Below are 26,359 nucleotides of genomic sequence, written 5' to 3'. Positions count from 1 at the left end.
AAACTTTATAATATAGGACAATATATGTGTAAAAAAGTGCTTTATAGGGTAATTATCCATAAGAGTCATTTTGGTAACACCTTGAGGATGAAAACAAGAATAAATTGTCATTTATAAAGGGTATACTTTATGAAGTCTTATCTTTTTTATTAGCAAAATACATTATTATAAAATATAAATATACTGGTATAAGAATACCTATTACAGGGTTAAAAGAAGTTTTTATTTTTAGAAAAGTATATAAAGCTAAAGCTATCACTGTAGTAACTATTTTAAATATATTACTTTGTTTTTTAGTTATCATAACAAATCTTTAAACCTCCAATTTTTTTATAAATCAATATAAGTTATGTATATTTTATCAAATAAATTACATATAACAAAATTTTAAATAAGTATATGAAAAATAATAAGTACAGAAAATAACAGGTATTATTAAACACATTGTAGAAATATTTAAAATAACAAATTTATTTTGTATTAATAACTTAAAAATGGGGGGAAGGTAATTGGGAAATGATTTTTATTGTGAACAAGTATTGAGTAATAAAATAGAAGTTAAGAAAGTGTATGAAACAGAGAACGTATTAGCATATTATCATACTAAGCCGGCATATGAGAAACATATAGTTGTTATACCTAAAAGGCATATAGCATCATTAATTACGCTTACTGATAATGAAGATGATTTGTTGTTAGAATTATTAAGTGTAGTAAAAAAAGTTGCAGCAGAGATTGTAGATGAAGATGGTGCATGTAGAGTTATAACGAACTTAGGCAAATATCAGGATTCTAAGCATTTACATTTTCATTTAGTTTATGGAAGTAGAAAATAAATTTAATATATTAAATAGAAAACAGTGATTTAAGCATTTAAAACACTGTTTTTTTATATGTTTTAAATTTTGCACTTTAAAGTGATATATAAAAATAATGAAACAAAATATAAAAATACAAAGGATTTGGGAAAAATTTGTAGAAAAATTATAATAAACGAAAATCTATATATGTGTTATAAAGTAATTTAAGATATTAAAAAAATTAGAGTACTAATTGTGATAGTAATATTTTTTAGTAAATGAGTAGTTTGAGCATAATAGATAATTTGAAATTTAAGGGGGATCTTATGAGAGTACGAATATTGCACACTAATGATATTCATAGTAGATTTGAGAATTTCTCTAAAGCTGTAACTAAAATTAAAGAGCTAAGGGATGAAAATACACTACTTTTAGATGCAGGAGATTTTAATGATTTTATGAGGATTGAACTTCAAGGTACAAATGGTGAAGCTGGAGCAAGGTTGTTAGAAAAGGCAGGATATGATGCCATTTCAGTTGGAAATAATGAGGGGTTTTCAGGAATAGAAATCATGGAAACTATGATTGGTTCCACTTCTGTATCTTTTTTATCTAGTAATTTATATAAATATAATAAAGAAAATATTAAAGGGTTAAAGCGAAGTATTATAGTTAATAAAGGCAATGTAAGATTTTTAATAATAGGTGTAACACCTGAATATAATGGATTTTTTGAATTAAATAATTTATATGCTTCAAGTCAAAAAGATGAAATAAAAAAAGAAATTGAAGATAACAAAGGAAATTATGATATATGTATATTATTAAGTCATGCAGGAATAAGAGAAGATAGGGAGTTTTGTGAAAGTATTGAAGGTATAGATATTATAATCGGTGGACATAGTCATATTTTAATGGATAAAGTAGAAAAATTAAATAAAACAATAGTTCATCAATCAGGTTGCTATGGAACCCATTTAGGAGTTTTAGATATAGATATTGAAGACAATATTATAAAAGAATTTGATGGACAAAATATAGAAATCATAAATGAAATAGAAGATAGTGAAATTAAAGAGCAACTTAAGGTTGAATATGATTTAGCAGTGGAAAACTTAAGAGGGGCTCTTTATGAAATAAATAGAGATGTTTGGCATGATGTAGTTAATGAAAATCCGATAACAAATCTTTTAGCAGATGGTCTAAGAGATGTAATACCCTGTGATCTTAGCATAATAAATAGTGGAATAATAAATGGTGGGATAAAAAGAGGTGCAGTTTCAGAAAAAAAACTTTTAGAAATAAGCCCATCACCATTAAATCCGACTTACATGGAAATTAAGGGGAAATATATAAAAGAAGCACTGGAACAATCTCTTAAATCAGAAATATGTATGTTAGATGGAAAGGGCGCAGGATTTAGAGGTAAATACCTAGGAAGGCTACATGTATCAGGTGCAGTAATAGCTCATGATGGAAAAAATATTATAAGAATAATACTAAAAAATGGAGAATTAGAAGAAGAAAAGTTATATAGAGTAGCTACATCAGATTATTTACAACGAGGTACAGGATATTCATCTTTAGCAAATAATAAAAATGAAAAATATAATACAGAATATACAAGGGATACACTAAGAACATATTTATCTAAACCGGAATTTATGGAAAAGTGTTTTGAGGATAGATGGATAAAAATTGTATAAAGTATAAAATTATAAAAAATTATATATGATGATATCTATATAATATATAGATATACTTAAATATAATTTATCAAAAGACACTGATTAGAGAGTGTCTTTATTTTTTATATAATATAAATAAATTAAATTGTAATTGATGGAGGAATGAAATGAATTTAATTATGAATATTATATTTTTCATACAAAAGGTTGATAATTTAATTCTGAATTATATAAAAGATAATATGCATGTACATATTATGGATAAAATTATGGTTATGATAACGTCTTTAGGTAATTTGGGCATGATATGGATTGTAATTTCTTGTTTATTAATTATAAATAAAAAGTATAGAAATATAGGACTTATGGCATTAGGAGCTTTAATATTAAGTACAATATTAGGAGAGGGAATATTAAAACATATAATTAAGCGTCCAAGACCCTGTTTAGATATATCACCTATAAATCTTTTAATTAAAAAACCATTGTCATATTCTTTTCCATCAGGACATACTACATCTTCCTTTGCTGTAGTAGGAGTACTATATAAATATTTTAAAAATTATACATTTGAACTTTTTTCTATAGCAATTTTAATAGCTTTCTCAAGGTTATATTTATATGTTCATTATCCTACAGATATATTAGGTGGAATAATTTTAGGATTAATATGTAGTAAAATTATAATTCGAATATTTAATAGATTTAAATGTAGGTAGGGAAATTAAATATACAAAGGGATATAAATGTTAAGAAAAATAATAATAAACTATGTTTTAATGGAGGATTAATTATGGTAAATAAAAAGTTAGAGTTTTATTATTTTGGTAATGAGGGGAAATTTGATGAATTTAACCCTTCTTATGTATGTAATAAGAAATATGCAGCAGAAATATTATATATAATATCAACGTCGGAACCTTATTCTATGGATATGTTTAAAATTAGCAATAGATTAAAAATTAATGTTGAAAAGGTTGAAAATATAATTTCAAGTCTAAAGAAAATTAGAGCTATAGATGAAAGAAATAGAGGATATAGTATTAATTTTCCTGTGTTTTTAGAAACGGATATTGAAAGGTTAGATGGAGTTTTAAAGGATGTAGGAAAAATTATTGGAGATAGAGTAATAAGTTTAAGTGATAAAATTGAAAATGAAATTTTGAAGTTAAATTGTATTAAATCTAATTCAGTGGAGAGAATCCTATATCATATAATTTGTGATGAGATTTTTGATGGATTAGCTTTTGAATTTTTTGCAAATAAAAATATTTTTTCTATATCAAAATCACAGCCAGGGGGAAGAGATTATATTATAGTTGCATATGAAAAAAGTGAAAAAATAGAATGTCATAGTAATAAATTGTTATGTAGTAGCAATAATTATAGGGCTGATGATGTTTTATTTAATAGTTTTGGTGATGGAAATGGTTTTAGAAAGGATATGTATAGATATTTTAGAATGATTCCTAAAAGTATTGATGAAGAAATTAAATTTCACAGTTTGAACATCTCATATATGGATATTCTAGATGATTTTAATAATATAATTGCTAAAGAGTGTGGTAGCCTAATAAAAAATATATTTACAAACAATAGAAAGTATGTTGATTTAAATAATAAGGAAAGAAAATTAGCAAATTTTTTAATAGAGTTAAATTATTTAAATATAGATAAAGACAATGGGAATTTAAATATAGATGTGCCAGTGTTTTTAAATAGTGAAAGAGATATTATTCAAAGAATAGGCCAGATAATTCTTTTAGATATATTACCTTGTGTTGAAAAAACTTTTATAGAATTAAAAAGAAGCGTGGACAAGTTAACCTCAATAAAACATGGGGTTTCAATTAAAGATATTGGTAATGAATTATGGCATCAAATATTTGGTTATATTAATGAGTATTTAGTTAAAAGTGAGTTTGTAGCAACTCCGAAGTTTAAAGAAGGAGAAGGAAGATATCTGCAAAGTATAGTAATATAAAAGAAAGAATAGCTTTTCTAAAGAAAGATACTGCTTTATAGTTTGTTCCATAGATATAACTATTTATTAAGCTTAATCTTGATTTGGTAACTTTGACTATAATTTGTAAAGTATTAAAATAATAGTTAGGAAGAGTATATACACCTCAATATTTCAATCGCATATTATGTTTATATATTTTGTTATTGAGGAGGGGGTATATTATAATGAAAAAATGTTTGTTATCAGTTGATTGGGATTATTTTGTTTATACTCAGAAGGAAAATTGGGGTTCGTATATTGAGAATAATAGGAATATTATAAATTTGTGGTACAAGCGTTATATTCAATGCAGAAATAGAGGGAAAAGTATTGAAAAATCATTTGAGCTTTCTAGAAATGTAAATATTTTTTGGAATAAGATAAAAAGAAATTTTAAATTTGATAAAAATTTAAAGGTTTATATTTCTGATTCCCATGTGTTGTCTTATGACATAGCTAAAAAATATGATTGTAATGAGGTGTATCTTTTTGATGCTCATTCTGATTTAGGGTATGGTGGACTATCTTCGCTTAATTTTGAAGTTAATTGTGCAAATTGGTTAGGAAAACTTTTAAAAAATAATATAATTAATAAAGCAAATATTATATATAGTCCGTATACTACAGAAAAACCAGAATATTTCAATGAAATAAAAAATAAATATAATGTTAATTTTATAGATATAGATGACTTAGAAAAGGACATTTATGTTCCTTCATTACACATTTGTAGGTCAGGTGCGTGGACGCCACCTTGGTTTGATGAGGATTTTAAAGAATTTATAGATGAATTAAAAGTACCATATAAAATAGTAGATTGTCCTAAAAGGAGTTGGTCACCAGAAAATTTAAGTTTTTCTGATGCTATTTATTATTTAATGTAAAGAATAGAATATTGATTTATAAAAAAACTTTCATTTAAGTGATGAAGGTTTTTTGTTTATTATAGAAATTTATTTAATGTAAAGAAAATAGGTTTTAAATGTTTATTGACATTTTAAAAATAATAATATAATATGTGAGTAATTGATAATGGATATCAATAAAGAAATGGTGGTGACAAAGTGGATAAAAAATTTAATGTTAACAAAATGGATAAACTTAATAATCCAGAAAGATTAAAACTTATAAAAATAGACAAAATAATTACTGAACTATCTTTAAAGAAAAATCCTACTATCGTAGATATAGGAATAGGTACAGGTGTATTCTCAAAAGAGTTTTTAAATAAAATTCCTAATTCTAAAGGATATGGGTTTGATATATCTAATGACATGATAAAGTGGATAAATGAAAATATGAAGACGGAATTATCCGGTAGATTAGCTGTTGATGTAATGGAAGAAAATAAAATTCCATTAGAAGATAATAGTGCTGATTTAGTATTTATGATAACTGTTCATCATGAATTAGATGCTCCAATTGAACTGTTAAAAGATGCAAAAAGAGTATTAAAAGATAAAGGTAAAATATTAATTTGTGATTGGAAAGAAGGATGTCATAAACATTTTGTGACAAAAGAAAGTATTATAAATGATTTGGAAAATGCAGATTTACATAATGTAAAAGAAGTAAATGCATCAGAAAAATTATTATGCTTAATTTGTGAAAAATAGAATATTAAAAACCTTAGACTGCTATATGGTAATTTTTAAATTATTATATAGCAGTTTTTATGCAGATTAATGTAATTAAATAAATAAAATATAAAATTATTTTCAAAATACGTTATTGGCATTTGACAAAAACAAAAAGTAGTATTAATATAATAATTAGCAAATGCCAATAATTAAAAAATTATATTTTAGGAGGGTATGAAATGAAAATAGCAATTTCAGCAAATGGAAAAGAGTGTAATAGTTTAGTTGATGCTAGATTTGGAAGATGCGATTTATTTCAAATTCATGATGATGAAAAAAAACAGTTTTATGTATTAGATAATGAAGGAAAGTCTTCATCAGGTGGAGCGGGAATTGTTGCAGCACAACAATTAATAAATGAAAATATAGATTATATAATAACTGGAAATCTTGGACCAAATGCTTTTAAACTTATAGAAAAAGCAAAAATTAAAGCTTTTAAATCAGATGCTATATCTATAGAGGATGCATTGGAGATGTTAAAAAAAGACGAACTAGAAGAGATCAGTTTTGCAGGTCCAGCACATGGTGGTATGGGTAATGGACATATGGGAGGAAGATAACTTTGAATATTGCAATTCTAAGTGGAAAAGGTGGAACAGGAAAAACTACTGTATCTACAAATTTAGCTTTAGCATTAAAAGCAAATTATATTGATTGTGATGTAGAAGAACCTAATGGATTTTTATTTTTAAAACCTTATATAGACGAAGAAAAAGAAGTTCTAGTAGATTATCCATTTATAGATGATAGTAAATGTGATTCCTGTGGAAAATGTGTTAGGGTTTGTCAATTTAATTCTCTAGCTAAGGTTGGAGATGATATAATGCTTTTTCAAAAATTATGTCATAGTTGTGGAGCATGTAAAATTATTTGTGATAAAGATGCTATATCTTATAAGAAAAGAAGTATAGGAAACATTGAAAAAGGAACTTTTGAGGATATTAAATGTATAAGAGGAGTTTTAAATGTAAATGAACCTATGGCAGTGCCGGTAATTAAGGAAGTATTTAATAACATAGAAACAAATTTTAATTTAATAGATTGTCCTCCTGGTACTTCTTGTAATGTTGTAACTTCTTTAAAATATGCAAATGCTGCAATTTTAGTTACAGAACCAACGGAGTTTGGTCTTCATGACATGAAAATGGCATTAGAGGTTGTAAAACTTTTTAATATACCTTTTGGAATAATTATAAATAAAGATGATAAAAAAGATAATTTAATTAAGAAATATTGTAGGGAAAATGATATGAAAATTATAGGAACTTTGCCTTATAGCAGAGAGGTTGCTGAAATATATTCAATGGGGAATATATTATATAAAAATACAAAATACAAGGAGGTATTTGATAATATAGCAATTAAGGCAAGGGAGGTTCTAAAATGGAATTAGTAGTTTTAAGTGGAAAAGGTGGGACAGGAAAAACTACCATAGCAACTGCGTTATCTCAATTAGCAAAGCAGGTAATAAAAGTTGATTGTGATGTTGATGCACCAAATTTGTCTTTGTTTTATAAAGGTAAAGATATTAAAAAAGAAGATTTCATAAGTGGCAAGAAAGCTATAATAGATAAAAATAAATGTATAAAATGTGGAAAATGTGAAGACGTATGTAGATTTGAAGCTATAAGCGATTTTTCAGCAAATGAATTTCTATGTGAGGGATGTACTGCTTGTAGTCTTGTATGTCCACAAAATGCAATATCATTTGAAGATGAACATATTGCAGATACTTTTATTACAGAGTTAGAAAAAGGAATTATTTCTAGAGCTATTATGAAACCTGGAAGTGATGGATCAGGAAAATTAATAACTCAATTAAGAAAAAATGCAAAACAATATAATAAAAATGATGATTTAGTAATTATAGACGGGTCACCAGGGATTGGTTGTCCTGTAATATCTTCTATAACTGGTAGCAATGCAGTTCTAATTGTAACGGAACCTACTAAATCAGGTGTTGAGGATATGATAAGAACAATTTCTTTATGTGAGCACTTTGGAGTACTTACAATGATATGTATAAATAAGTATGATATAAATTTAGAAGTTGCATACAAAATTGAAGAAGTAGCGAAAGATAGGGGAATAAAAGTTGTTGGAAAAATACCTTATGATGATACAGTAATAAAATCCATAAATGAATTAAAACCAATAACTTACTATAAAGAAAGTTTAGCGAATAAATTCGTAAAAGATATGTGGAGCAATATAAAGGAAATAATTTATTAATAATATATAAAAATTAGGAGGAATTAAAATGAAAATAGCAATATCAAGCGAAGGAAATTATGTTAGTGGACATTTTGGACACTGTGAAGGATTTAGTATTTATGAAGTAAAAGAAGGAAATATAAATAAAAGTTTCGTTGAAAATCCAGGACATAAACCAGGTTTTTTACCAGTTTTTTTAAATGATTTAGGAGTAACTACTATAATTTCAGGAGGAATGGGAGAAAGAGCACAAGAACTTTTTGCAGAAAACTCTATAGAAGTAGTTGTAGGAGCAAGCGGACTTTGTGATGATTTAGTAAATGAATATATAAAAGGAAACTTAAAATCAACAGGGAGTGTTTGTAGAGAGCATGAACATGAAGGAAATTGTGGAGAATAAAAATTAGTTTTTTAATATTTATTCATGTGATTATTAGGAAAAAAGAATGCAACGGTTTTGTGTATTTTAAAATTCTATAATATAGTAGTATAATGTATGAATATGAATCAAAAACTATTTAATCTAGAGTGAATCATATTATAAATATTAAATACTAATAAATTGTAGGGAGGAATACAAATGGCAAGACCAACTAAGTGTAGAAGAGTAGAATTTTTTCCAGATAATAATTACTTTGTGCCTTTTGGAAAACCTAAATGCGAAGTTGAAGAAATAATTTTAAAAGTTGAAGAGTTAGAAGCTATGAGACTTAAAGATATAGAAAATTTAAATCAAGAACAGTGTGCAAAAAGAATGGAAGTGTCTAGACAAACTTTTCAAAATATCATAGATAGTGCAAGAAATAAGGTTACAAGGGCTTTGACAGAAGGAAAAGCTATAAAAATAAGTGGTGGAGATTATAGTACGAAATTATGTAAACTTAAATGTATGGATTGTGATAATTCCTATGAAGTAAATTTTAAACAAGATAAAACTTCTTGTCCCCATTGTGGATCTAAACAAGTGATGTGTAATAAAAAATTAGGTTTTTGCAATAAATGGTGTAAGTAAAATTTAGTTATTTCAGTGGAGGTAGTCGTTTTGGAAGAAAATATAATTTTAAAACCTATAGGAATTATTCATAGCAAATTTGAAGATGTAAAAAGTATGCCTATTCAACCGACAGGTGATAATGCAGACAGAGGGAAAATAGAGATATTCCATGAGTATGCAGAAGGGTTAAAAGATTTAGAAGAGTTTTCACACATAATAGTTATATATCATTTTCATAAGGTGGAAAAAACTGAACTTACTGTAAAACCTTTTTTAGATGATAAGGTTCATGGTGTTTTTGCAACAAGGACACCAGTTAGACCGAATCATATTGGTTTGTCAGTAGTTGAAATAGAGAAGATTTGTGATAAAAACATTTTTGTGAAAAATATTGACATATTAGATGGGACTCCAGTTATAGATGTAAAACCATTGGTGCCAGGTTTTGATATTCCTAAATCAGATATTAAAATAGGATGGCTAACTGAGAATATTAAAAACGTGTCTACTAGGCTATCAGACAATAGGTTTGAATAAAGATAAATCGCTATAGAATATTTAAAAATATTCTATAGCGATTTGTTTTTTTATTGAAGTGAAGTTGTAATTTGAGTTAACCAATAGTTAATTAAAACTATATAATATAGTGTATTAAGTTTTGGGAGTTAAGTTAGATATGTCAAAGGATATTTTAAAAAATATAATGATAAGTTGTCCTAAAATAGATATAAATAATAAATCAAAATTTGTTTTTATAAGCGATTGTCATAGGGGCGATGGAACATGGAAAGATGATTTATTACCTAACTCAAACATATATATGGCAGCATTAAAATATTATTATAAAAAAGATTTTTCATATGTAGAAGTAGGAGATGGTGATGAGTTATGGAAAGTTTCAAAAATAGGAACTATATATGAAATTCACCCAGAAATTTTTAAGATTCTTTTAAAGTTTAAAAATAAAGATAAACTTTATATGATTGTAGGAAATCACGATAAAATAAAAAAAAGTAAAAAATTTAAAAAAGAAATAGAATGTTATAAGAATGATGCAAATAAGAAAAATTTATATATGTTATTTAAAGATTTGCCAATTTATGATGGTATTATGTTAATGGACAATAATGTATGTAAAAACCTATTTGTTGTGCATGGACATCAAGTTGATTTTTTAAATTATCAATTAAGTTTTTTATCTAAGTTTTTAGTAAAGTATGTTTGGGGATTTATGGAGCAAGTTTTTGGATTTAAAAATCCTACTAGTCCAGCTAAAAGTAAGTCTAGAAGAACAGTGGTTGATAGAAAATTAGAGAGGTGGGCAAAAGAAAATAATCAATCAGTACTTGCAGGTCATACCCATAGGTCTATTTTAAATAATAATGGATGTAAATATTTTAATGATGGATGTTGTGTTCAACCATATTCAATGAGTTGTATAGAATTAGAAAATGGTTTACTAACCCTTGTAAAATGGAAAATAACTTCTTTAGAGAATGGAGTTTTATGTGTAAAAAGAAGTATAATTAGTGAACCTATAAATATACAGTGCATATAGAAAAAAATACATTATTTGCAATAAAACGGATATTAGATTTTAAAACTTAATAAATTAATATATAATATATTAATGAGTATTATTAATTAATAATATATTAAATGGGGGAAAACATGTTATTTAATTTAAATGAATTTTTAATGTCAGTGTCATTTGCATTAGATTTTGTTGAAATGGATGTTTTAGGGGTACCTTCTAATCATGGAAAAAGAGTAGCATATATAGCACTTAAAGTTGGACAACATTTAGGTTTAAGCTCTAAAGAATTACATGATATAGTTTCGTTAGCTATTTTACATGATAATGGGGTAAGTGAAAAAAATTTATATAATAATTTAATGTGTAAAGAAGAAATAAACTTAAATGAAGTAGAAGTAGCAAAGAAGCATTGTATAATCGGAGAAGAAAATATAATTAATTATCCTTTTTTGACTGATGTAAAAAATATAATTAAATATCACCATGAAAAGTATGATGGTTCAGGCTTTTTTAAATTAAAAGGTGATGAAATTCCAATAATGGCACAGATAATTCAATTTGCTAATGATATGGAAATGAATAATAATTTTAAAAGTGATAAAAAAGAAGATATAATATCCTTTATAAAGGAAAGGGAAAATATAAGTTTTTCACATAAAATATCAAGGGCATTTATAGAGATAGCAAGAGATGAAAAATTTTGGATAAATATAAATAATGAATCTATAAATAATATTATAAAAAAAGAAACACCAAGTTATAGCTTAGAGTTATCCTTTGATGAAATAAGAAATATAACTAAAGTCTTATCAAAAATCATAGACTGTAAATCAAGATATACTCAAAGACATTCTAGAGGATTATCTGAAAAAGTGGGAATTATGGCAGACTTCTACAATTATAGTCATGATGAAAAAGTTCAGTTAATGATTGCAGCAGATCTTCATGATATAGGGAAATTAGCTGTTCCCAATAGTATTTTAGATAGTCCTAATAAACTTACAGAAGAAGAATTTAAGGTTGTGAAAAATCATGCATATTATACAAGAGTTGCATTACATGAAATTAAAGGCTTTGAAAAAATTACTGAATGGGCTGCTAATCATCATGAAAAGTTAAATGGAAAAGGCTATCCTTTTGGTTTCACAGAAGATAATTTAGATTTTAATTCAAGGCTAATGGCATGTTTAGATATATATCAGGCCATAACAGAAGAGAGACCTTATAGAAAATCACTTAGTCATAAAGAGGCTATGGGTATTTTAAATAAAATGAGTACTGAAGGATATATAGATAGTAAAATTACAAATGATATAAATGAGGTTTTTAGCCTATAAAAAGGTATACGGATTTAAACTCTAAATTTAAATTTTATTATTTAATAAATTAGTATTTTAAATAGAACAAGTTTATGTTTAAAAATTGGGGAGTCTTTAAATAGTTATCCTTTATAAAAATTTTTAAATATTACTTGTTATTTTTTTATTAATATTAGAGTATTAATCTTTAATTTGTTAAATACTAACACTAATATATAATGTGTATAAAGTATTTAAAGAAAGGAAGTATTATGTGGACATTAACAAATACGCTTATGAGCAATTTAGGATATGTTATTTTAATTGCTTTTACAATTTCAAAAAGTAAAACTTTTAAAAAAGCTTTAGACAATAGTAAATATACTATTAAAGACATAGTTATATTATCAGCTATTTTTTCAGGTTTGGGGATTGTTGGCACTTATTTTGGAGTAGATTATTATGGTGCTATAGTAAATATAAGGAATGTTGGTATTATAGTAGCGTCTATAGTTTGTGGACCGTTAGTTGGGGGAATAGCAGGGATAGTTGCTAGTTTTCATAGAATTATTTCAGGGGTTGGTGCTACAACTGCAATTCCATGTGCTATAAGTACAATAGTAGCTGGTATTATGCCAGGGTATTTATATAAATTGGTTAATACAAATGGTAAGTATGTATTTGGTTGCTTTTGTGCTGTAGTAATTGAAAGTTTTAGTATGATTTTAATTAGGATAATGGTTCCAACAGGAAGTGAAATCATAAGCTCAATTTATATTCCAATGGTGGTTATAAATGGACTGGGCGTTGTATTAGTTATAGGCATAATTGATAATATATTTAAGGAAAAAGAAAAGGTAGCAGGAGAACAAGCTAAATTAGCACTTGAAATTGCTAACAAAACTCTTCCATATTTTAAAGATTTAAGTGAAGCATCATTAGAAAAAGTTTGTGAAATTATAAGAGTAGGAGTAGGTGGAGAAGTAGCAATAATAACAGGAAAAGAGCATATATTAGCGTATAGCTCTAAAAATAATAAATTAAATATAAAAAGCAAAGAAATAGTTGGAGAATATACTAAAAGAGCTATAAATACAGGAGAAACAGTGATTATATCTGATAAAGAAGAGGAGATAGGCTATAATTGTATTGATGGTATAGAAATAAAATCCGGTATTATAACGCCGCTAAATTATGATAAAGAAGTAATAGGGGTTTTGAAAGTTTATTTTAATAAGAACAGTAAGGTAACAGAAGGAAAAAAATATTTAATTTTAGGTCTTAGTAACTTGATATCTACTCAAATACAGCTTGGAAATATAAAAAAGCTTGAAGATATGGCTAAAAAAGCCGAAATAAAAGCACTGCAAGCGCAAATAAATCCTCATTTTTTATTTAATGCATTGAATACTATAACATCTTTTATAAGAATAAATCCGAGTAAAGCCAGAGAATTAATAATAAACCTTTCAAATTATTTAAGATATAATATTGAGTTTAAGGAAAATTTAGTAGAACTAGATGAAGAAATGGAACATGTTAAGGCTTATGTTTATATTGAAAAATGTAGATTTGGAGATAAAATAGAAGTTCATTATGATATTGATGAAGAAGCTAGAAAAGCAAGAGTTCCAACTTTGATTATACAACCGTTAGTTGAAAATGCTATAAAGCATGGGATTTTAGAAGATGTTTTTGGAAAAAATGTGTGGATAGAAGTTAAAAAAGTACATAATGGATTCAAAGTTATAATAGAAGATGATGGCTGTGGTATAGATAATAATATAGTAGATCAAATATACAATGATAAAGTGGATGAAAATAAAATCGGTCTATACAATGTTCATAGTAGAGTAAAACTTATATATGGAAAAGGACTTGAAATTGAAAGATTAGAAAAAGGAACAAGAATAAGTTTTATTATAAATTAAAGGTTAGGTGATATTATGAGATGTATAATAGCAGATGATGAATTTCCATCAAGAGAAGAATTAAAATATTTTATAACTGAATTTAGTAATCTAGAAATTATTAAGGAATTTGAAAATGGATTAGATGTACTTAAATTTATGGAAAATGAACATATAGATGTTGCTTTTTTAGATATAAATATGCCAGGATTAAATGGAGTGGGAGTAGCAAAACTATTAAGTAGAATAAATAATAAAATTAAAATAATATTTATAACAGCATATAAAGAATATGCAGTTGAAGCTTTTGAGATTCATGCTTTTGATTATCTTTTAAAACCTTATTCAGAGGAGAGAATTTTATCTTGCTTAAAACGATTAGAAGATAGTACTAAAAAGACTGATATCAAAGAGAGTGATAATATAAATACAGTTATAGAAAAAATAACAATCATAGATGAAGGAAAAATGTATTTAATAGATGCAGATGAAATTTATTATATAGAAGCTCATGGTAAGGTTGTAAAGGTGTTTACTAAAAGTGGTGAGTATATATCTAAAAATAAGATTTCTGACATTATGAAAAAGTTAAATAAAGAAAAATTTTATAAATGTCATAGGTCTTATATAGTTAATTTAGATAAGGTGAAAGAGGTTGTACCATGGTTTAATTGTACATATGTATTAAAATTAAAGGATATAGGTAAAGATGTGCCTGTCAGTAGGCAAAATACAAAAACTTTTAGAAAATTAATTAATATGTAAAGGTTTATGTCAATTCGTGTAGGAATATTGCATTTCATACCTAAATTAAGCATCTCATTCCCATTATGTTTTGAATTGAGCGAAAATTGCATACAATAAAGGTGCAATAATAATAAATATTTTGGGGGAGATGATAAAATGATTTCGTTTTTAGCATCATTAGTATTGTTAATAGTCGGATATTTTACTTATGGAAAATTTGTAGACAGGACATTTGGAATCGATGACAAAAATGCAACTCCTGCGGAAACTTTACAAGATGGAGTTGACTATGTGCCAATGAGTTGGCCAAAAATTTTCTTAATTCAATTTTTAAATATAGCAGGTTTAGGACCAATATTTGGAGCTATTTCAGGAGCATTGTGGGGTCCAGCAGCATTTTTATGGATCGTTTTTGGATGTATTTTTGCAGGTGCAGTTCATGATTATTTTACAGGTGTGCTTTCAATGAGAAATGACGGAGCTTCAGTTTCAGAACTTGTAGGTAAGTATTTGGGAGAAGGTCCAAGAAAAATAATGATAGTATTTTCAGTTGTTTTATTAATTTTAGTAGGTGTGGTGTTTTTAACAGGACCAGCAGATTTATTGAAAACTTTAACTGGAATAGATAGAAGAATTTTAATAGGAATAATAATAATTTATTACATAGCAGCAACAGTACTTCCAGTAGATAAAATAATAGGAAAAATATATCCTTTATTTGGAGCGACATTACTTATAATGGCAGTAGGTATTGGAGTTGGAATAGTAATTGGTGGTTATAACATACCAGAGGTTACATTAGTTAATTTCCATCCAAAAGGAACACCTATATTCCCATACTTATTTATAACAATAGCATGTGGGGCTATATCAGGTTTCCATGCAACACAATCACCAATAATGGCTAGATGTGTAAAAAGAGAAAGTGAAGCTAGAAAAGTATTTTATGGTGCAATGATAGCTGAAGGTGTTATAGCACTTATATGGGCAGCGGCAGCAATGTCATTCTTTGGAGGAACTGAAGGATTACAAGATGCTATAGCAAATGGAGGCCCAGCAGGAGTTGTAAATACAATATCTAATACTTTAATGGGTAAGGTTGGAGCAATATTAGCGATTTTAGGAGTTGTAGCTTGTCCTATATCTTCAGGTGATACAGCATTTAGAAGTGCTAGATTAACAATTGCAGATTCTATGGGAATGAAGCAAGATAAAATAGCTAATAGATTTAAAATAGCTATACCATTGTTTGTAGTTGGAATAGGTCTTACTATGATAGACTTTACAGTAATATGGAGATATTTCTCTTGGGCGAACCAAACTCTTGCAATGATAATGTTATGGGCGTCAGCAGCATATTTAGTTCAATCAGGGAAAAATTATTGGCTTTGTGCAATACCAGCAGTATTTATGTCTGCAGTAACTAGTGCATATATATTACAAGCACCAGAAGGGTTAAGGTTAAATGCAATGGTATCAAACATAATAGGAGTGGCATTTGCATTAATCTTATTCATAATTTTTATGAGATATACAAAGAAAAAAGACAAGGAAATTAAGGCTTAATTAAATGTAAAAATAAAATAAACTTATTATACAAAGAGTAAAAAGTGTTTCTTTAAATGATAAAATTGGTTTAAAGAAGCACTTTTTATATTTATAAAAATTTATATTACATATAATCGTCAGTATATTACATTTGCGAAAATTTATATATTAAAATAACGAATATTTATATAAAGGTAATCTTGTATTTAAAATTTTTATTATTAAATAATGTAGTAATATAGGGTTCCAAGTTGATAGCTAAAATTATGTAAGGAATTTATTGTTAGAAAAAATGGTAAATATAACTTTAAACCGTCATTCAGTTAGTTGTTTTGAGAAATTCTAATAATCATAACTAACTTAAAGTTCTATGTACCATTAAAAGATATCTTAGGTAAGCGAATAAATCAAAAATTCAGTTTGGAATCCTATAACAAAGAAAAAAGATATTTTAGTAGAATAGAGTGGATTGATTTTACGTACATGATTAGAACCTTATAATTAAAGGGAAATGTAAACGTATATTTTATAATTAAAGTAGGAGGAAAAAACATGTATAAGATTCTTCATATTGAGCAAAGTGAGTTTTTTTGTAAAATAATTAAACAAAGTTTAGTAGAAAAGGGATATAGTTATTTAACTACAGATAATTTTTATGATGGATATAATATACTAAAAGACAATGATATAGATTTAATAATTACATCTTTAATCGGTAGGGAAGGGACTATCGAAGAATTTTTAAAAAGAGTAAATGTAAGTAAAAAAAATGAAGTTCCTATAATAGTAGTTAGTAGTAATAATGTAGATGAAGAAAAAAAAGAGCTATTTAATTTAGGAATTACAGATTATATTTTAAAGGATAATATACAAGATGGTATAATAAATCGAATATCAGAAATATTAAAAGAAGATGATTATATGGCAAACTTAAAGTTATTAAATTTTGCTATAGTTGACGATAATTCTTTAGAGAAAATGATAGAAAAAGATATTTTAAATAAATATGGAATAAATAATGTTGAATATTTTAATTCTGGTAAAGAATTATTTGAAAGTGGAAAAAAATACGATTTATATTTGATAGATATAGTTTTGCAAAATGAATTTGGAAAAGACTTAATACAGAAAATAAGAAATAATAATAGAAAGGCTATAATAATAGCAGTGACTTCTTTAACAAACTCAAAAATTTTATCTAGTATTTTAAATTCTGGAGCTGATGATATAATAGGTAAGCCAATTGATGAAAGTTTATTTATATCAAAGTTAAAGACAAATATTAGAATTCATATTTTAAATGAAAAAATAAAAGAAGTTGTAAAAGAAATAAAAAATAGATAAAAATGCTTAAAATAAAATCAATATAAAAATTTATAAAATATTAATAAGGAGAAAATCATGGAAAATATTTATTTTTGTTATTATAATTCACCGATTGGAATTTTAAAAATACATGCAGATAATGAAGCTATAACTGAAATTAAATTTGTTCATCAGATAGATGAAATAGAATTGAAAAGTAATAGATTAAATTCTATAATCAATCAATGTGTTGAAGAGTTAAACGAATACTTTACTGGAAAGAGAAAAGACTTTGAAGTTAAAGTAGCTTTAAAGGGAACAGAATTTCAAAAAAGTGTTTGGAAAGAATTGAAAAATATTCCTTATGGAACAGTAAAAACTTATAAAGATATCGCTATAAGTATAAACAATGAAAAAGCTGTTAGAGCAGTTGGAAATGCTAATAATAAAAATAAAGTACCGATAATAATACCTTGTCATAGAGTTATAGGAAAAAATGGAAAATTAGTTGGGTATGCTGGTGGGTTAGATAAAAAAGAATGGTTGTTAAAACATGAAATAGAAAATGTATAATATGTTAAATATATGTAAAAATATAATTAATAAAACTAAACTGTTAAAAAATTTTACACTATAATAGTATAATGATACAAATAAATAAAATAAAGTAAAAAGGAGAGTGTAGGAAGTGATAACTTTTATTACAATTTTAGGTGTAATTTTATTTGTATTTTTAGTCTATTTATTAATAAAAGATTGTTTAGTAAAGTTAAAATTAAGTGAAAATGGTTTTAAAAATGCATTATATGTGATAATAATTTTGGTTGGAATCTTTTTTAGTTTTTCCATGTACTTAAATTCAAATGAAGTAAGTGAGCTAAAAGTTTATTATGAAGCCTCGGTTTTAAATAAAAGTTTAAATGAAAAGGAACTTGATGAAGTACAAAAACGAATAATACAGTGTACTGAAAATAGTAAAAAATATTCTTTATATGCTTTAATTGATTTAGGAATTATTTTAGTTGTAAGAAACAATATAAAAAAAGAAAGAATAAGGTTACTAGAAGAACCTAAGAAAAGATGGAGTGATATTCAAAAAGATTTAGATAAAGAGTAATAAATTTTATCTTATATGAGAAGAATAAGTAATAAATAAAATAACTCCAAGGAGAATTAAATTTATGACTAATAAAATAAATAATAAAACAAATAAAAACATAGCAGCGGTAGGTAATTATACTAAAAATGCTGTTGAAAGATTTGAGGAAAATATAGTAAATCAAACTGATTATTTAGAAAAAGTTAAAGAAGGTACTTCAAAAAATAAAGAAATAGAAGGTTAATCTCTTAACCTTCTATTTCTTTGTTGTTAATTACCAAAAGATTTTTTAGCTTCATCTAATGCTTTTCTAGTATTAGTTTCAGCTTCATCTAAAGCGGCTTTTGTGTCTTTTTCTTCTAATAAAATTTGTTGTAATGCCTTGTTCATATTTTCATGTATAGAATAACCATTTAATACTTTAGGGTCACAGTATCCATAATCAAATTCTTCAACAGCTACACCTTTAGCTGGATTTTCTTTTTCTACGTAGTTTTTAAAATCATTTGATTCTAAAACAGATTTTCTAAGTGGTAAGTAGCCAGAGTTTGTGCCCCATGTTAATTGATTTTCTTCTTCCATAAAGAATTTAATGAATTCAAATGCTGCAAGTTTTTCTTCAGGTGATGGAGTGTTGAAAATTGTAACATCTGTACCTGCAAAAAGAGCAGCCTTTTGTTTGTTTTCAGGCAATACTGCAGTTTTAAAGTTTATATTATTTCCACTGCAAGTTTTTATTATATCAGGTAATGCAGAAATTGATGATATACCCATAGCAGCTTCCCCTCTACCAAAAGGTCCAGTCATATATTTTTCTTCAGTGCATACTTTAGCAGAGCCATCTTTAACCATTCCAGCTAAGAAATCAAAAGCTTCGGCAGTTTCTTGAGAGTTAAATAATATTTTATCATTTTCTTCATCTATAAGGTGTCCACCAGCTTGTTCTACCCAAAAACTAGAATCTATACCTACAGAAGAATTTAATGCTAGTCCAACAGTGTCTGTAGTACCATCATTATCCTTATCAACAGTTAATGTTTTAGCTGCATCTTTAAGTTCATTCCAGTTAGTTGGAACTTTAACATTTTTTTCTTTAAGTAAATCTTCATTATAGAATAAAAGATAGGTAGATTTATTAAAAGGTAATGAGTAATGTTTTTCATTCCACATACCATTATCCCTTAAAAATTCAGGAATATCATTCCAGCTATCTTTAGAAAATCCTATTTTCTCATTTTCTATATACGGATTTAAATCTTCAACTAAATCGTTCATAACATAAGCTGTTAATCTATTCGGATATATCATAGATAAAGCAGGTAGTTGATTAGATTTTGACGCGCCTTCAAGTTTAGAAAATAGTTCTTTGTAATGACCTTGATAAACTAAATTTACTGTTATTTTACCATCATTTTTTTTGTTGAATTTTTCTGTGATTTCTTTTAGTACTTTTTCATTTTCTCCATTAATTGCATGCCAAAATTCAATACTAACTGGATCTTTAATTTCAGTTGCAATTTTAGATTCTGTTTCCTTAACATTTGTTGAAGTTTCAGCAGAATTACCACATCCAATTAAACCTAAAGTTAATATGCATGATGTAACAAGTGCTGTTAGTTTTTTGAATTTCATAAGTCTGTCCCCCTTATATCGTTTATATTTAATATTATTAAATTAATTATTTTTATAGGATTTAAAAGTTTCAACTTATACTTTTATCATTCGATAAGATAATTTATATATATATAAGTCTAAATTTTAACCCTTTATACCAGATTTGGTTATACCAGAAATAACATACTTTTGCAGAACAAAATATATTATTAATATAGGAACTATGACAATAGTGGTAGCGGCCATGAGTAGGTGATAATTACCTCCTGCTTCGGAAGTAAAATTCATTATACCTACTGGTAACGTTCTCATTGTTGGAATATTAGTAACAATGAGAGGCCATAAAAATTCATTCCAGCTATTAACTATTTTTAAAAGTGCAATAGTTAGTAGTGCAGGTTTTGATATGGGAACCATTATTGTCCAAAGATATTTAAAATCACTACAACCATCTAATTTAGCTGCATAGTAAAGTGAATTTGGAATTGTTAAGAAAAATTGTCTTAACAAAAATACTGAAAAAACGCTTATTATCCAAGGTATAGTAAGGCCCTTAAAAGTATTTATCCAACCGAGTTTTACTATTGTAATGTAATTAGGAATCAACATGAGTTCACCAGGTACCATCATTGTTCCTATCATAATTGAAAAAATAATATCTCTACCCCAAAAATCTATTTTAGAAAATCCAAATGAAGCTAATATAGTTGTAATTAAAGTTCCAATGGTAACAATGAAAGTAATAATTAAAGTATTAATAAAGTAAGTAACAATTGGAATTTGCGTTGCTACTTCTTTATAGTTAGAAAACTTCGGATTTTTAGGTATAATTTCCGGTGGCATTATAAAGACTTCATTAAGAGATTTTAATGAGGTACTTAACATCCATACAAAAGGTAATAAGGTTATAATACAGCCTAAAGTTAATATCAAATAAGTAAAAAGCTTTGAAAACTTAAATTTATTCATTTTATCACCTCTAATCATAGTTAACTTTTTTTCTGCCAATTTTAAATTGTATTGTGTTTAAAATAACTATTATTAAAAATAGTATTAATGCAGCAGCAGATGCTATGCCATATTGGTAATGATTATAAAATTTATTGTATATATAATAAACCATTGTTAAGCAACTATTTAGTGGACCAGGTTGTTTATCAAAAAGAGCAAAAACCTCTCCAAAAACTTTGAAAGAATTTATGCAAGTTATTATACATACAAAAAATAGGGTAGGTGATAAAAGAGGAATTGTAATATTTTTAACTCGCTGAAAAAAATTAGCACCATCAATTCTAGCAACTATATTATATTTTTCATCAATGCTTTGCAATCCGGATAAAAATATTATTATATTATAGCCTAAATTCCTCCATACACTAACAATTATTAAACTAATCATGGATTTACTAGGATCTGAAAGCCAATTAATAGGATCTATATTAAATACAGAAAGTAAATAATTTAGTAGACCATGATCACCATGGAAAATCCATCTCCAAACCATAGAAATAGCTATGCTAGATGTTACAAAAGGTAAAAAGTATATACTTCTAAAAAAGCCTTTTAACTTTATATTTGAATTTAAAAGTATGGCTATAGATAAAGATAATATTATTGAAATCGGCATTACTAAACTAGCATATATAAAAGTGTTTTTTATTGCTATAAAAAAATCATCATCATTTAATAAATATATGTAGTTATCTATACCTCTTTCAAAAACTAAATTTTTTTGATAGTTATATTTGCTATAAAAGCTCATATCAAAAGTTTTTAATATAGGATAAATATTAAAAACAATTAGTATTATTAATACTGGTGATATATATAGTAGTCCTTTGAAAAAACTTTTTAAATTTCTATTATTATTCAAAATTTATAGTCTCCTCAGTTGAAGGATTGAAAAATAATATTTTCTTTGGCTTAACTCCAATTAAAGGAGCTACTAAAGTTTTATTAACAGAATCATAAGGAACTACTACTTTAACTATAAAATTATTAATGTTAATTTTTAATATAGAATCTTTTCCAAGATTTTCAGTATCTACAATGTTTCCACTGAAAATTCCATTTGAATCACTTATTAAAAAATCTTCAGGACGTATTCCAGCTTTACAATTAGACATATTATTAGGAATTTTGCTTAGATTTATAAAGCTACTTAATTTTAAATTAGTTCCTAAAATATTGAAGATGTCATTTTGTTTATCTATATGGCAATCTAAAATATTAATGGAAGGATTACCAATAAATTTTGCTACAAATAAATTTTTAGGATTTGAATATAATTTATTTGGTAAATCATATTGCTGAAGAATACCATCTTTTAAAATAACTATTTTATCAGATATACTTAATGCTTCCTCTTGGTCATGAGTTACAAAAATTGTAGTTATTTTTAAATCCTTTTGAAGTCGTCGTATTTCCTCCCTCATTTCAACACGTAGTCTAGCATCTAAATTAGACAAAGGTTCATCTAGCAGTAATATTTCAGGCTTTTTTACTAATGCTCTTGCAATAGCAACCCTTTGTTGTTGACCACCAGAGAGCTGAGAGGGTTTTCTTTTAAGCAACTCTTCAATTTTAACTAATTTAGCCATACTTATTACAGCATTTTTTATATCTTTTTTGTTTTGTTTTTTTAATTTTAGTGGAAAGGCTATGTTATCAAAAATATTCATATGTGGATAAAGAGAATAATTTTGAAAAACCATTCCTATGTTACGTTTTTCTGGTACTAAATCGTTTATTACAGTATCATCAAAATAAATTGAACCATTACAAGGCTTATGTATACCTGAAATTGTAAAGATAGTTGTGCTTTTGCCACATCCACTTGGACCAAGAAGACTTATAAGCTCACCAGATTTAACATGTAAATTAAGGTTATTAACTGCTGTAAAATCTTTAAATTTTACAGAAAGATTTTCTATTTTTAAATCCATATAATCACCTTTCTAAATTTTAGATTCAAATAACTTAAAAATTTTATCTATATTCATGCTATCTAATCCAAGAATAGGAATCTTAATATTTTTAGTTTCAAAAATTGAAATTAATTCTTCAATAAATACTCCAGCCTCATCTACAACAGTTAATGAAGATAACATATTTGATAAATTTTCATTAGAAGATAATTCACCATACCATTTACCAGAACAAGTTTTATCAACACCGCAACTAGGACTTCCATTTATACCGATTACACCTAAAATTGAAAAATCATTTTTTATATAATCTTCTATTTGGTCAACATAATTCTCTAATAAAGTTTTGCAAGTTTTTCTAAAATGGGGAGTATCAAATTGCTCTTTAACATGTCCCCATCTATTACAGCCATAGCAAGTTAGCTCAGGGCAGGGAAGTTGAATTATTCCTATATTATTATTTATAAATAAATTAATTAGATCTTTTTTTCTTTGTTCAAAATCTTCTTTAACAATTCCAAAATTATAAACTTTGGAATTACTATTAATTAGACAATGACAAATTATTATAATTTTCTTGTTTTTATTCAAATTTTTCATAAAATCTCCTAAAATTTTTAAAATATATGCACTTATAGTATAATGTATATACAAAAAATTACAAATATACAAAACAAATAAATAAGCTATATTTTATTTGAATTTCCTATAAGTTATAAAAATAAAACTAATTTTGAAGTATTTAAAAAGTTTAAAGTAATATGAAAAATAGAATTTAAAATTCTACAAGTATAATATTAGAATAAAAACTTATTAAAATAGAAAAAGCTATAAAATAGAATTTAAATTTCTATTTTATAGCTTTTTCTATTTTAAATTTTAGTAAGTAATGCAGTGCACCACTCATTTGTTTGACAACTAGAAATTAAAGTGTATCCGTAATCTTTAATCTTATCGATAACTAAATCAAATGTCCACTCAACTAATCCAGATACTAAAAGGGTACCACTTTTTTTAAGATGATTATCTATAAAATTCATAAACATTTGTGTTTCTTCTCCACCAATATTTATAATAATATAATCAAATTTATCTTTAAATGTTATTTCATTTTCTAATATATTACCAACATAAACATCTATATTATCAAGTTCATTTAATGATGCATTTAGCTGGATTTCTTCGTTAACATCTCGTATATCAACAGCAATTACAGTTTCAGCTTTTTTTATTGCAGTAGCAATTGAAAGGATGCCAGAACCAGTACCAATATCTAATACAGATTTATTTTTAAAATCTTCATCTAAAATATATCTTAAACAATCTTGAGTCGTTTCATGTAAACCAGTTCCAAATGCACCTTGAGGAATAAAATTAATTTTATTTTTTCCTTCAACTTCATATTCAGGTGAACATAAAACCCAACCATTATTTAAATCTATAGGTTCTAAAGTTTCATTTAATTCTACATTATTTATGGATTCTATTTTAATTTCATTAACATTAAGGGTATTCATTATAACTTTTTTTTGGTTTTGAGCTTCTTCTATATCATCACTTTCTACAACTATATTAAAATCAACAAATTCATCTTCATTTTCGTAATAACCATATCCATAATCTGTTTTAGTTATAGTTATAGGACTTTCATAAAATACATTATATATATCATGAATATAAAGTTTTTCTGTGGCTTCATCAGCTTTAGAGAGTGGAAATTTAAAAGTAAGTTTAAACATATTATATATTTCCTCCTTGTATACCTAATGCATAGATATATAATACCTTTAATTATATATTCTAATTTTAGTATTAACTAAAAAGAAAAAAATAAGAACAATATTAGAAATATAATTAATAATTATTAAAGTAGTAAATAAATTCATCTAATATAAAACATACAATAGGTATAAAATAAATTAATAAAAATTATTTTAAAAAATTATTTTAGTATTATTATAGATAAGTTTATATTAGTTTTCAATAAAAATAGAGATATATTTAATTATATTGTAAAAAATGTATCATTTATTCAATAGAAAATTAAAAAAATTAGATAGATTAAGTAATTTTTAGTAGATAGAAATTATTTAAAGATTAAAAAGTAATATAGTCTTAGATTATTAGGTATGAAATTTTATTTATTAATAAAATTATGATAAAGTTAAGTTGAGAGTTATTATAAGGAGGGGATAATATGTCTTCAAATTGCGATACATGTCCAAGTAAAGGCAAGTGTACTTCTGACAAGGGAAGTTGTTCTATAGAAAATAATGTTAATAATAAAGTTAAAAAAGTTATTGCTGTTATGAGTGGAAAAGGTGGCGTAGGTAAATCTACAATGTCTACTATGATAGCAAAAACATTAAGAAAAAAAGGTTATTCTGTAGGTGTATTAGATGCAGATATTACTGGCCCAAGTATTCCAAGACTTTTAAATATAAAAGAAACAGAAGTTTTTGGATCAGAACAAGGTATATTGCCAGTAGCATCAAAAGAAGATATAAAAGTTATGTCTATTAACTTTTTGATAAATGACGAGGAGTCTCCAGTAATTTTAAGAGGTCCAGCAGTCTCAGCTACAGTTAAACAATTTTGGACAGATGTTTATTGGGGCGAGTTAGATTATCTTATAATAGATATGCCTCCGGGAACTGGTGATGTACCATTAACTGTTATGCAATCTATTCCAATAAATGGAGTGGTAGTTGTTACAACACCTCAGGATATGGTTTCTATGATAGTAGCAAAATCAATAAATATGGCACGTAAAATGAATGTTGAAGTTTTAGGTGTAATACAAAATATGAGTTATTTAGTTTGTCCAGATTGTAATACTAAAATAAAAATCTTTAAAGATGAAGATTTTAAAGAGTACATAGATAGAATGCATACTAAGTTATTAGGTGAAATGCCTATGACTTTAGATTTAGCTAAAATATCTGATGGTGAAGTAACACAATACGGTGATAAAGTGGAAGAAACTTTAAATGAAATAACAGATGAAATAGAAAAGTTTTGCAAATAAAA

The 26,359-nt window shown here is 25.9% G+C and carries 29 protein-coding genes; 22 read left to right on the top strand and 7 right to left on the bottom strand.

Annotated features, from left to right (window positions below; translation table 11 throughout):
- Positions 1-127: 127 nt before the first annotated feature.
- Positions 128-304 (bottom strand): hypothetical protein, encoded by a 177-nt coding sequence (locus KQI36_RS09130; RefSeq protein ID WP_216450641.1) that lies wholly within the window; start codon positions 302-304, stop codon positions 128-130.
- 205 nt (positions 305-509) lie between these two features.
- Here KQI36_RS09130 and KQI36_RS09125 point away from each other — a divergent pair, with 205 nt between their 5' ends.
- The 21 genes from KQI36_RS09125 to KQI36_RS09025 all read left to right on the top strand — a co-directional run bounded on the left by KQI36_RS09125 (position 510) and on the right by KQI36_RS09025 (position 19,032).
- Positions 510-836 (top strand): HIT domain-containing protein, encoded by a 327-nt coding sequence (locus KQI36_RS09125; RefSeq protein WP_216450640.1) that lies wholly within the window; start codon positions 510-512, stop codon positions 834-836.
- Positions 837-1,126: 290 nt separating this feature from the next.
- A complete protein-coding gene (locus KQI36_RS09120) occupies positions 1,127-2,506 on the top strand; it encodes a bifunctional metallophosphatase/5'-nucleotidase (protein ID WP_216450639.1) in 1,380 nt (459 codons plus the stop codon).
- Positions 2,507-2,655: 149 nt separating this feature from the next.
- The gene (locus KQI36_RS09115) at positions 2,656-3,207 is read left to right on the top strand and encodes a phosphatase PAP2 family protein (RefSeq protein ID WP_216450638.1); all 552 of its coding nucleotides are present in this window, start codon (positions 2,656-2,658) and stop codon (positions 3,205-3,207) included.
- Between the two features lie 74 nt (positions 3,208-3,281).
- Positions 3,282-4,472 (top strand): hypothetical protein, encoded by a 1,191-nt coding sequence (locus tag KQI36_RS09110; RefSeq protein WP_216450637.1) that lies wholly within the window; start codon positions 3,282-3,284, stop codon positions 4,470-4,472.
- 206 nt (positions 4,473-4,678) lie between these two features.
- Positions 4,679-5,377, top strand: a complete 699-nt coding sequence (locus tag KQI36_RS09105; protein ID WP_216450636.1) for an arginase — start codon at positions 4,679-4,681, stop codon at positions 5,375-5,377.
- Positions 5,378-5,557: 180 nt separating this feature from the next.
- Positions 5,558-6,109: a class I SAM-dependent methyltransferase gene (locus KQI36_RS09100; protein ID WP_216450635.1), complete on the top strand. Its 552-nt coding sequence runs from the start codon at positions 5,558-5,560 to the stop codon at positions 6,107-6,109.
- 203 nt (positions 6,110-6,312) lie between these two features.
- A complete protein-coding gene (locus KQI36_RS09095; RefSeq protein WP_216450634.1) occupies positions 6,313-6,696 on the top strand; it encodes a NifB/NifX family molybdenum-iron cluster-binding protein in 384 nt (127 codons plus the stop codon).
- A gap of 2 nt (positions 6,697-6,698) precedes the next feature.
- Positions 6,699-7,529, top strand: a complete 831-nt coding sequence (locus KQI36_RS09090; RefSeq protein ID WP_216450633.1) for a P-loop NTPase — start codon at positions 6,699-6,701, stop codon at positions 7,527-7,529.
- Positions 7,520-8,368, top strand: coding sequence for an ATP-binding protein (locus KQI36_RS09085; RefSeq protein WP_216450632.1), 849 nt, complete (start codon positions 7,520-7,522; stop codon positions 8,366-8,368). Before KQI36_RS09090 ends, KQI36_RS09085 begins: the two co-directional genes overlap by 10 nt.
- Positions 8,369-8,396: 28 nt before the next feature.
- Positions 8,397-8,750: a NifB/NifX family molybdenum-iron cluster-binding protein gene (locus tag KQI36_RS09080; protein ID WP_216450631.1), complete on the top strand. Its 354-nt coding sequence runs from the start codon at positions 8,397-8,399 to the stop codon at positions 8,748-8,750.
- Positions 8,751-8,930: 180 nt separating this feature from the next.
- On the top strand, positions 8,931-9,362 hold the full coding sequence (locus KQI36_RS09075; protein ID WP_216450630.1) for a DUF134 domain-containing protein: 432 nt from the start codon (positions 8,931-8,933) through the stop codon (positions 9,360-9,362).
- Between the two features lie 30 nt (positions 9,363-9,392).
- Entirely contained in the window at positions 9,393-9,881 is a 489-nt protein-coding gene (gene tsaA / locus KQI36_RS09070; RefSeq protein WP_216450629.1) for a tRNA (N6-threonylcarbamoyladenosine(37)-N6)-methyltransferase TrmO, read from the top strand.
- A gap of 139 nt (positions 9,882-10,020) precedes the next feature.
- Positions 10,021-10,902, top strand: a complete 882-nt coding sequence (locus KQI36_RS09065; RefSeq protein ID WP_216450628.1) for a metallophosphoesterase — start codon at positions 10,021-10,023, stop codon at positions 10,900-10,902.
- Positions 10,903-11,015: 113 nt separating this feature from the next.
- A complete protein-coding gene (locus KQI36_RS09060; protein ID WP_216450627.1) occupies positions 11,016-12,218 on the top strand; it encodes an HD-GYP domain-containing protein in 1,203 nt (400 codons plus the stop codon).
- Positions 12,219-12,451: 233 nt separating this feature from the next.
- Positions 12,452-14,110 (top strand): LytS/YhcK type 5TM receptor domain-containing protein, encoded by a 1,659-nt coding sequence (locus KQI36_RS09055; RefSeq protein WP_216450626.1) that lies wholly within the window; start codon positions 12,452-12,454, stop codon positions 14,108-14,110.
- Positions 14,111-14,125: 15 nt separating this feature from the next.
- Positions 14,126-14,854: a LytR/AlgR family response regulator transcription factor gene (locus tag KQI36_RS09050; protein WP_216450625.1), complete on the top strand. Its 729-nt coding sequence runs from the start codon at positions 14,126-14,128 to the stop codon at positions 14,852-14,854.
- 138 nt (positions 14,855-14,992) lie between these two features.
- Entirely contained in the window at positions 14,993-16,402 is a 1,410-nt protein-coding gene (locus tag KQI36_RS09045) for a carbon starvation CstA family protein (protein WP_216450624.1), read from the top strand.
- Between the two features lie 534 nt (positions 16,403-16,936).
- Positions 16,937-17,728, top strand: coding sequence for a response regulator (locus KQI36_RS09040; protein WP_216450623.1), 792 nt, complete (start codon positions 16,937-16,939; stop codon positions 17,726-17,728).
- A gap of 57 nt (positions 17,729-17,785) precedes the next feature.
- A complete protein-coding gene (locus KQI36_RS09035) occupies positions 17,786-18,262 on the top strand; it encodes a methylated-DNA--[protein]-cysteine S-methyltransferase (RefSeq protein ID WP_216450622.1) in 477 nt (158 codons plus the stop codon).
- A gap of 115 nt (positions 18,263-18,377) precedes the next feature.
- On the top strand, positions 18,378-18,806 hold the full coding sequence (locus KQI36_RS09030; protein ID WP_216450621.1) for a hypothetical protein: 429 nt from the start codon (positions 18,378-18,380) through the stop codon (positions 18,804-18,806).
- Positions 18,807-18,870: 64 nt separating this feature from the next.
- Positions 18,871-19,032 (top strand): hypothetical protein, encoded by a 162-nt coding sequence (locus KQI36_RS09025; protein WP_216450620.1) that lies wholly within the window; start codon positions 18,871-18,873, stop codon positions 19,030-19,032.
- A gap of 26 nt (positions 19,033-19,058) precedes the next feature.
- Here the strand turns inward: KQI36_RS09025 and KQI36_RS09020 are convergent, their stop codons facing one another.
- The 6 genes from KQI36_RS09020 to KQI36_RS08995 form a co-directional block, all read right to left on the bottom strand.
- Positions 19,059-20,420, bottom strand: coding sequence for an ABC transporter substrate-binding protein (locus tag KQI36_RS09020; protein ID WP_216450619.1), 1,362 nt, complete (start codon positions 20,418-20,420; stop codon positions 19,059-19,061).
- Positions 20,421-20,546: 126 nt separating this feature from the next.
- Positions 20,547-21,371 (bottom strand): carbohydrate ABC transporter permease, encoded by an 825-nt coding sequence (locus KQI36_RS09015; RefSeq protein WP_216450618.1) that lies wholly within the window; start codon positions 21,369-21,371, stop codon positions 20,547-20,549.
- Between the two features lie 10 nt (positions 21,372-21,381).
- The gene (locus tag KQI36_RS09010; RefSeq protein WP_216450617.1) at positions 21,382-22,275 is read right to left on the bottom strand and encodes a carbohydrate ABC transporter permease; all 894 of its coding nucleotides are present in this window, start codon (positions 22,273-22,275) and stop codon (positions 21,382-21,384) included.
- Positions 22,268-23,347, bottom strand: a complete 1,080-nt coding sequence (locus tag KQI36_RS09005) for an ABC transporter ATP-binding protein (protein ID WP_216450616.1) — start codon at positions 23,345-23,347, stop codon at positions 22,268-22,270. Before KQI36_RS09005 ends, KQI36_RS09010 begins: the two co-directional genes overlap by 8 nt.
- Positions 23,348-23,359: 12 nt before the next feature.
- On the bottom strand, positions 23,360-23,929 hold the full coding sequence (locus KQI36_RS09000; protein WP_216450615.1) for a CD3072 family TudS-related putative desulfidase: 570 nt from the start codon (positions 23,927-23,929) through the stop codon (positions 23,360-23,362).
- 272 nt (positions 23,930-24,201) lie between these two features.
- Positions 24,202-25,068: a 50S ribosomal protein L11 methyltransferase gene (locus KQI36_RS08995; RefSeq protein WP_216450614.1), complete on the bottom strand. Its 867-nt coding sequence runs from the start codon at positions 25,066-25,068 to the stop codon at positions 24,202-24,204.
- A gap of 458 nt (positions 25,069-25,526) precedes the next feature.
- On the opposite strand from KQI36_RS08995, the gene KQI36_RS08990 reads away from it, so the two are divergent.
- Positions 25,527-26,357 (top strand): Mrp/NBP35 family ATP-binding protein, encoded by an 831-nt coding sequence (locus KQI36_RS08990; protein ID WP_010294929.1) that lies wholly within the window; start codon positions 25,527-25,529, stop codon positions 26,355-26,357.
- The last annotated feature ends 2 nt before the right edge of the window (positions 26,358-26,359 follow it).

The sequence above is a fragment of the Clostridium senegalense genome (genome assembly GCF_018916625.1).
Taxonomy (GTDB): domain Bacteria; phylum Bacillota; class Clostridia; order Clostridiales; family Clostridiaceae; genus Clostridium_J; species Clostridium_J senegalense.
Note: the sequence above shows the minus strand (reverse complement) of the source record. Positions and strands in the feature narration are given on the sequence as shown.

Coding starts and splice junctions, on each gene's coding strand:
- KQI36_RS09130 (WP_216450641.1), bottom strand. CDS start 304: ATGATAACTAAAAAACAAAGTAATATATTTAAAATAGTTACTACAGTG.
- KQI36_RS09105 (WP_216450636.1), top strand. CDS start 4,679: ATGAAAAAATGTTTGTTATCAGTTGATTGGGATTATTTTGTTTATACT.
- KQI36_RS09020 (WP_216450619.1), bottom strand. CDS start 20,420: ATGAAATTCAAAAAACTAACAGCACTTGTTACATCATGCATATTAACT.
- KQI36_RS09095 (WP_216450634.1), top strand. CDS start 6,313: ATGAAAATAGCAATTTCAGCAAATGGAAAAGAGTGTAATAGTTTAGTT.
- KQI36_RS08990 (WP_010294929.1), top strand. CDS start 25,527: ATGTCTTCAAATTGCGATACATGTCCAAGTAAAGGCAAGTGTACTTCT.
- KQI36_RS09060 (WP_216450627.1), top strand. CDS start 11,016: ATGTTATTTAATTTAAATGAATTTTTAATGTCAGTGTCATTTGCATTA.
- KQI36_RS09115 (WP_216450638.1), top strand. CDS start 2,656: ATGAATTTAATTATGAATATTATATTTTTCATACAAAAGGTTGATAAT.
- KQI36_RS09085 (WP_216450632.1), top strand. CDS start 7,520: ATGGAATTAGTAGTTTTAAGTGGAAAAGGTGGGACAGGAAAAACTACC.
- KQI36_RS09055 (WP_216450626.1), top strand. CDS start 12,452: ATGTGGACATTAACAAATACGCTTATGAGCAATTTAGGATATGTTATT.
- KQI36_RS09025 (WP_216450620.1), top strand. CDS start 18,871: ATGACTAATAAAATAAATAATAAAACAAATAAAAACATAGCAGCGGTA.
- KQI36_RS09120 (WP_216450639.1), top strand. CDS start 1,127: ATGAGAGTACGAATATTGCACACTAATGATATTCATAGTAGATTTGAG.
- KQI36_RS09110 (WP_216450637.1), top strand. CDS start 3,282: ATGGTAAATAAAAAGTTAGAGTTTTATTATTTTGGTAATGAGGGGAAA.
- KQI36_RS08995 (WP_216450614.1), bottom strand. CDS start 25,068: ATGTTTAAACTTACTTTTAAATTTCCACTCTCTAAAGCTGATGAAGCC.
- KQI36_RS09045 (WP_216450624.1), top strand. CDS start 14,993: ATGATTTCGTTTTTAGCATCATTAGTATTGTTAATAGTCGGATATTTT.
- KQI36_RS09080 (WP_216450631.1), top strand. CDS start 8,397: ATGAAAATAGCAATATCAAGCGAAGGAAATTATGTTAGTGGACATTTT.
- KQI36_RS09040 (WP_216450623.1), top strand. CDS start 16,937: ATGTATAAGATTCTTCATATTGAGCAAAGTGAGTTTTTTTGTAAAATA.
- KQI36_RS09075 (WP_216450630.1), top strand. CDS start 8,931: ATGGCAAGACCAACTAAGTGTAGAAGAGTAGAATTTTTTCCAGATAAT.
- KQI36_RS09015 (WP_216450618.1), bottom strand. CDS start 21,371: ATGAATAAATTTAAGTTTTCAAAGCTTTTTACTTATTTGATATTAACT.
- KQI36_RS09050 (WP_216450625.1), top strand. CDS start 14,126: ATGAGATGTATAATAGCAGATGATGAATTTCCATCAAGAGAAGAATTA.
- KQI36_RS09035 (WP_216450622.1), top strand. CDS start 17,786: ATGGAAAATATTTATTTTTGTTATTATAATTCACCGATTGGAATTTTA.
- KQI36_RS09065 (WP_216450628.1), top strand. CDS start 10,021: ATGTCAAAGGATATTTTAAAAAATATAATGATAAGTTGTCCTAAAATA.
- KQI36_RS09005 (WP_216450616.1), bottom strand. CDS start 23,347: ATGGATTTAAAAATAGAAAATCTTTCTGTAAAATTTAAAGATTTTACA.
- KQI36_RS09000 (WP_216450615.1), bottom strand. CDS start 23,929: ATGAAAAATTTGAATAAAAACAAGAAAATTATAATAATTTGTCATTGT.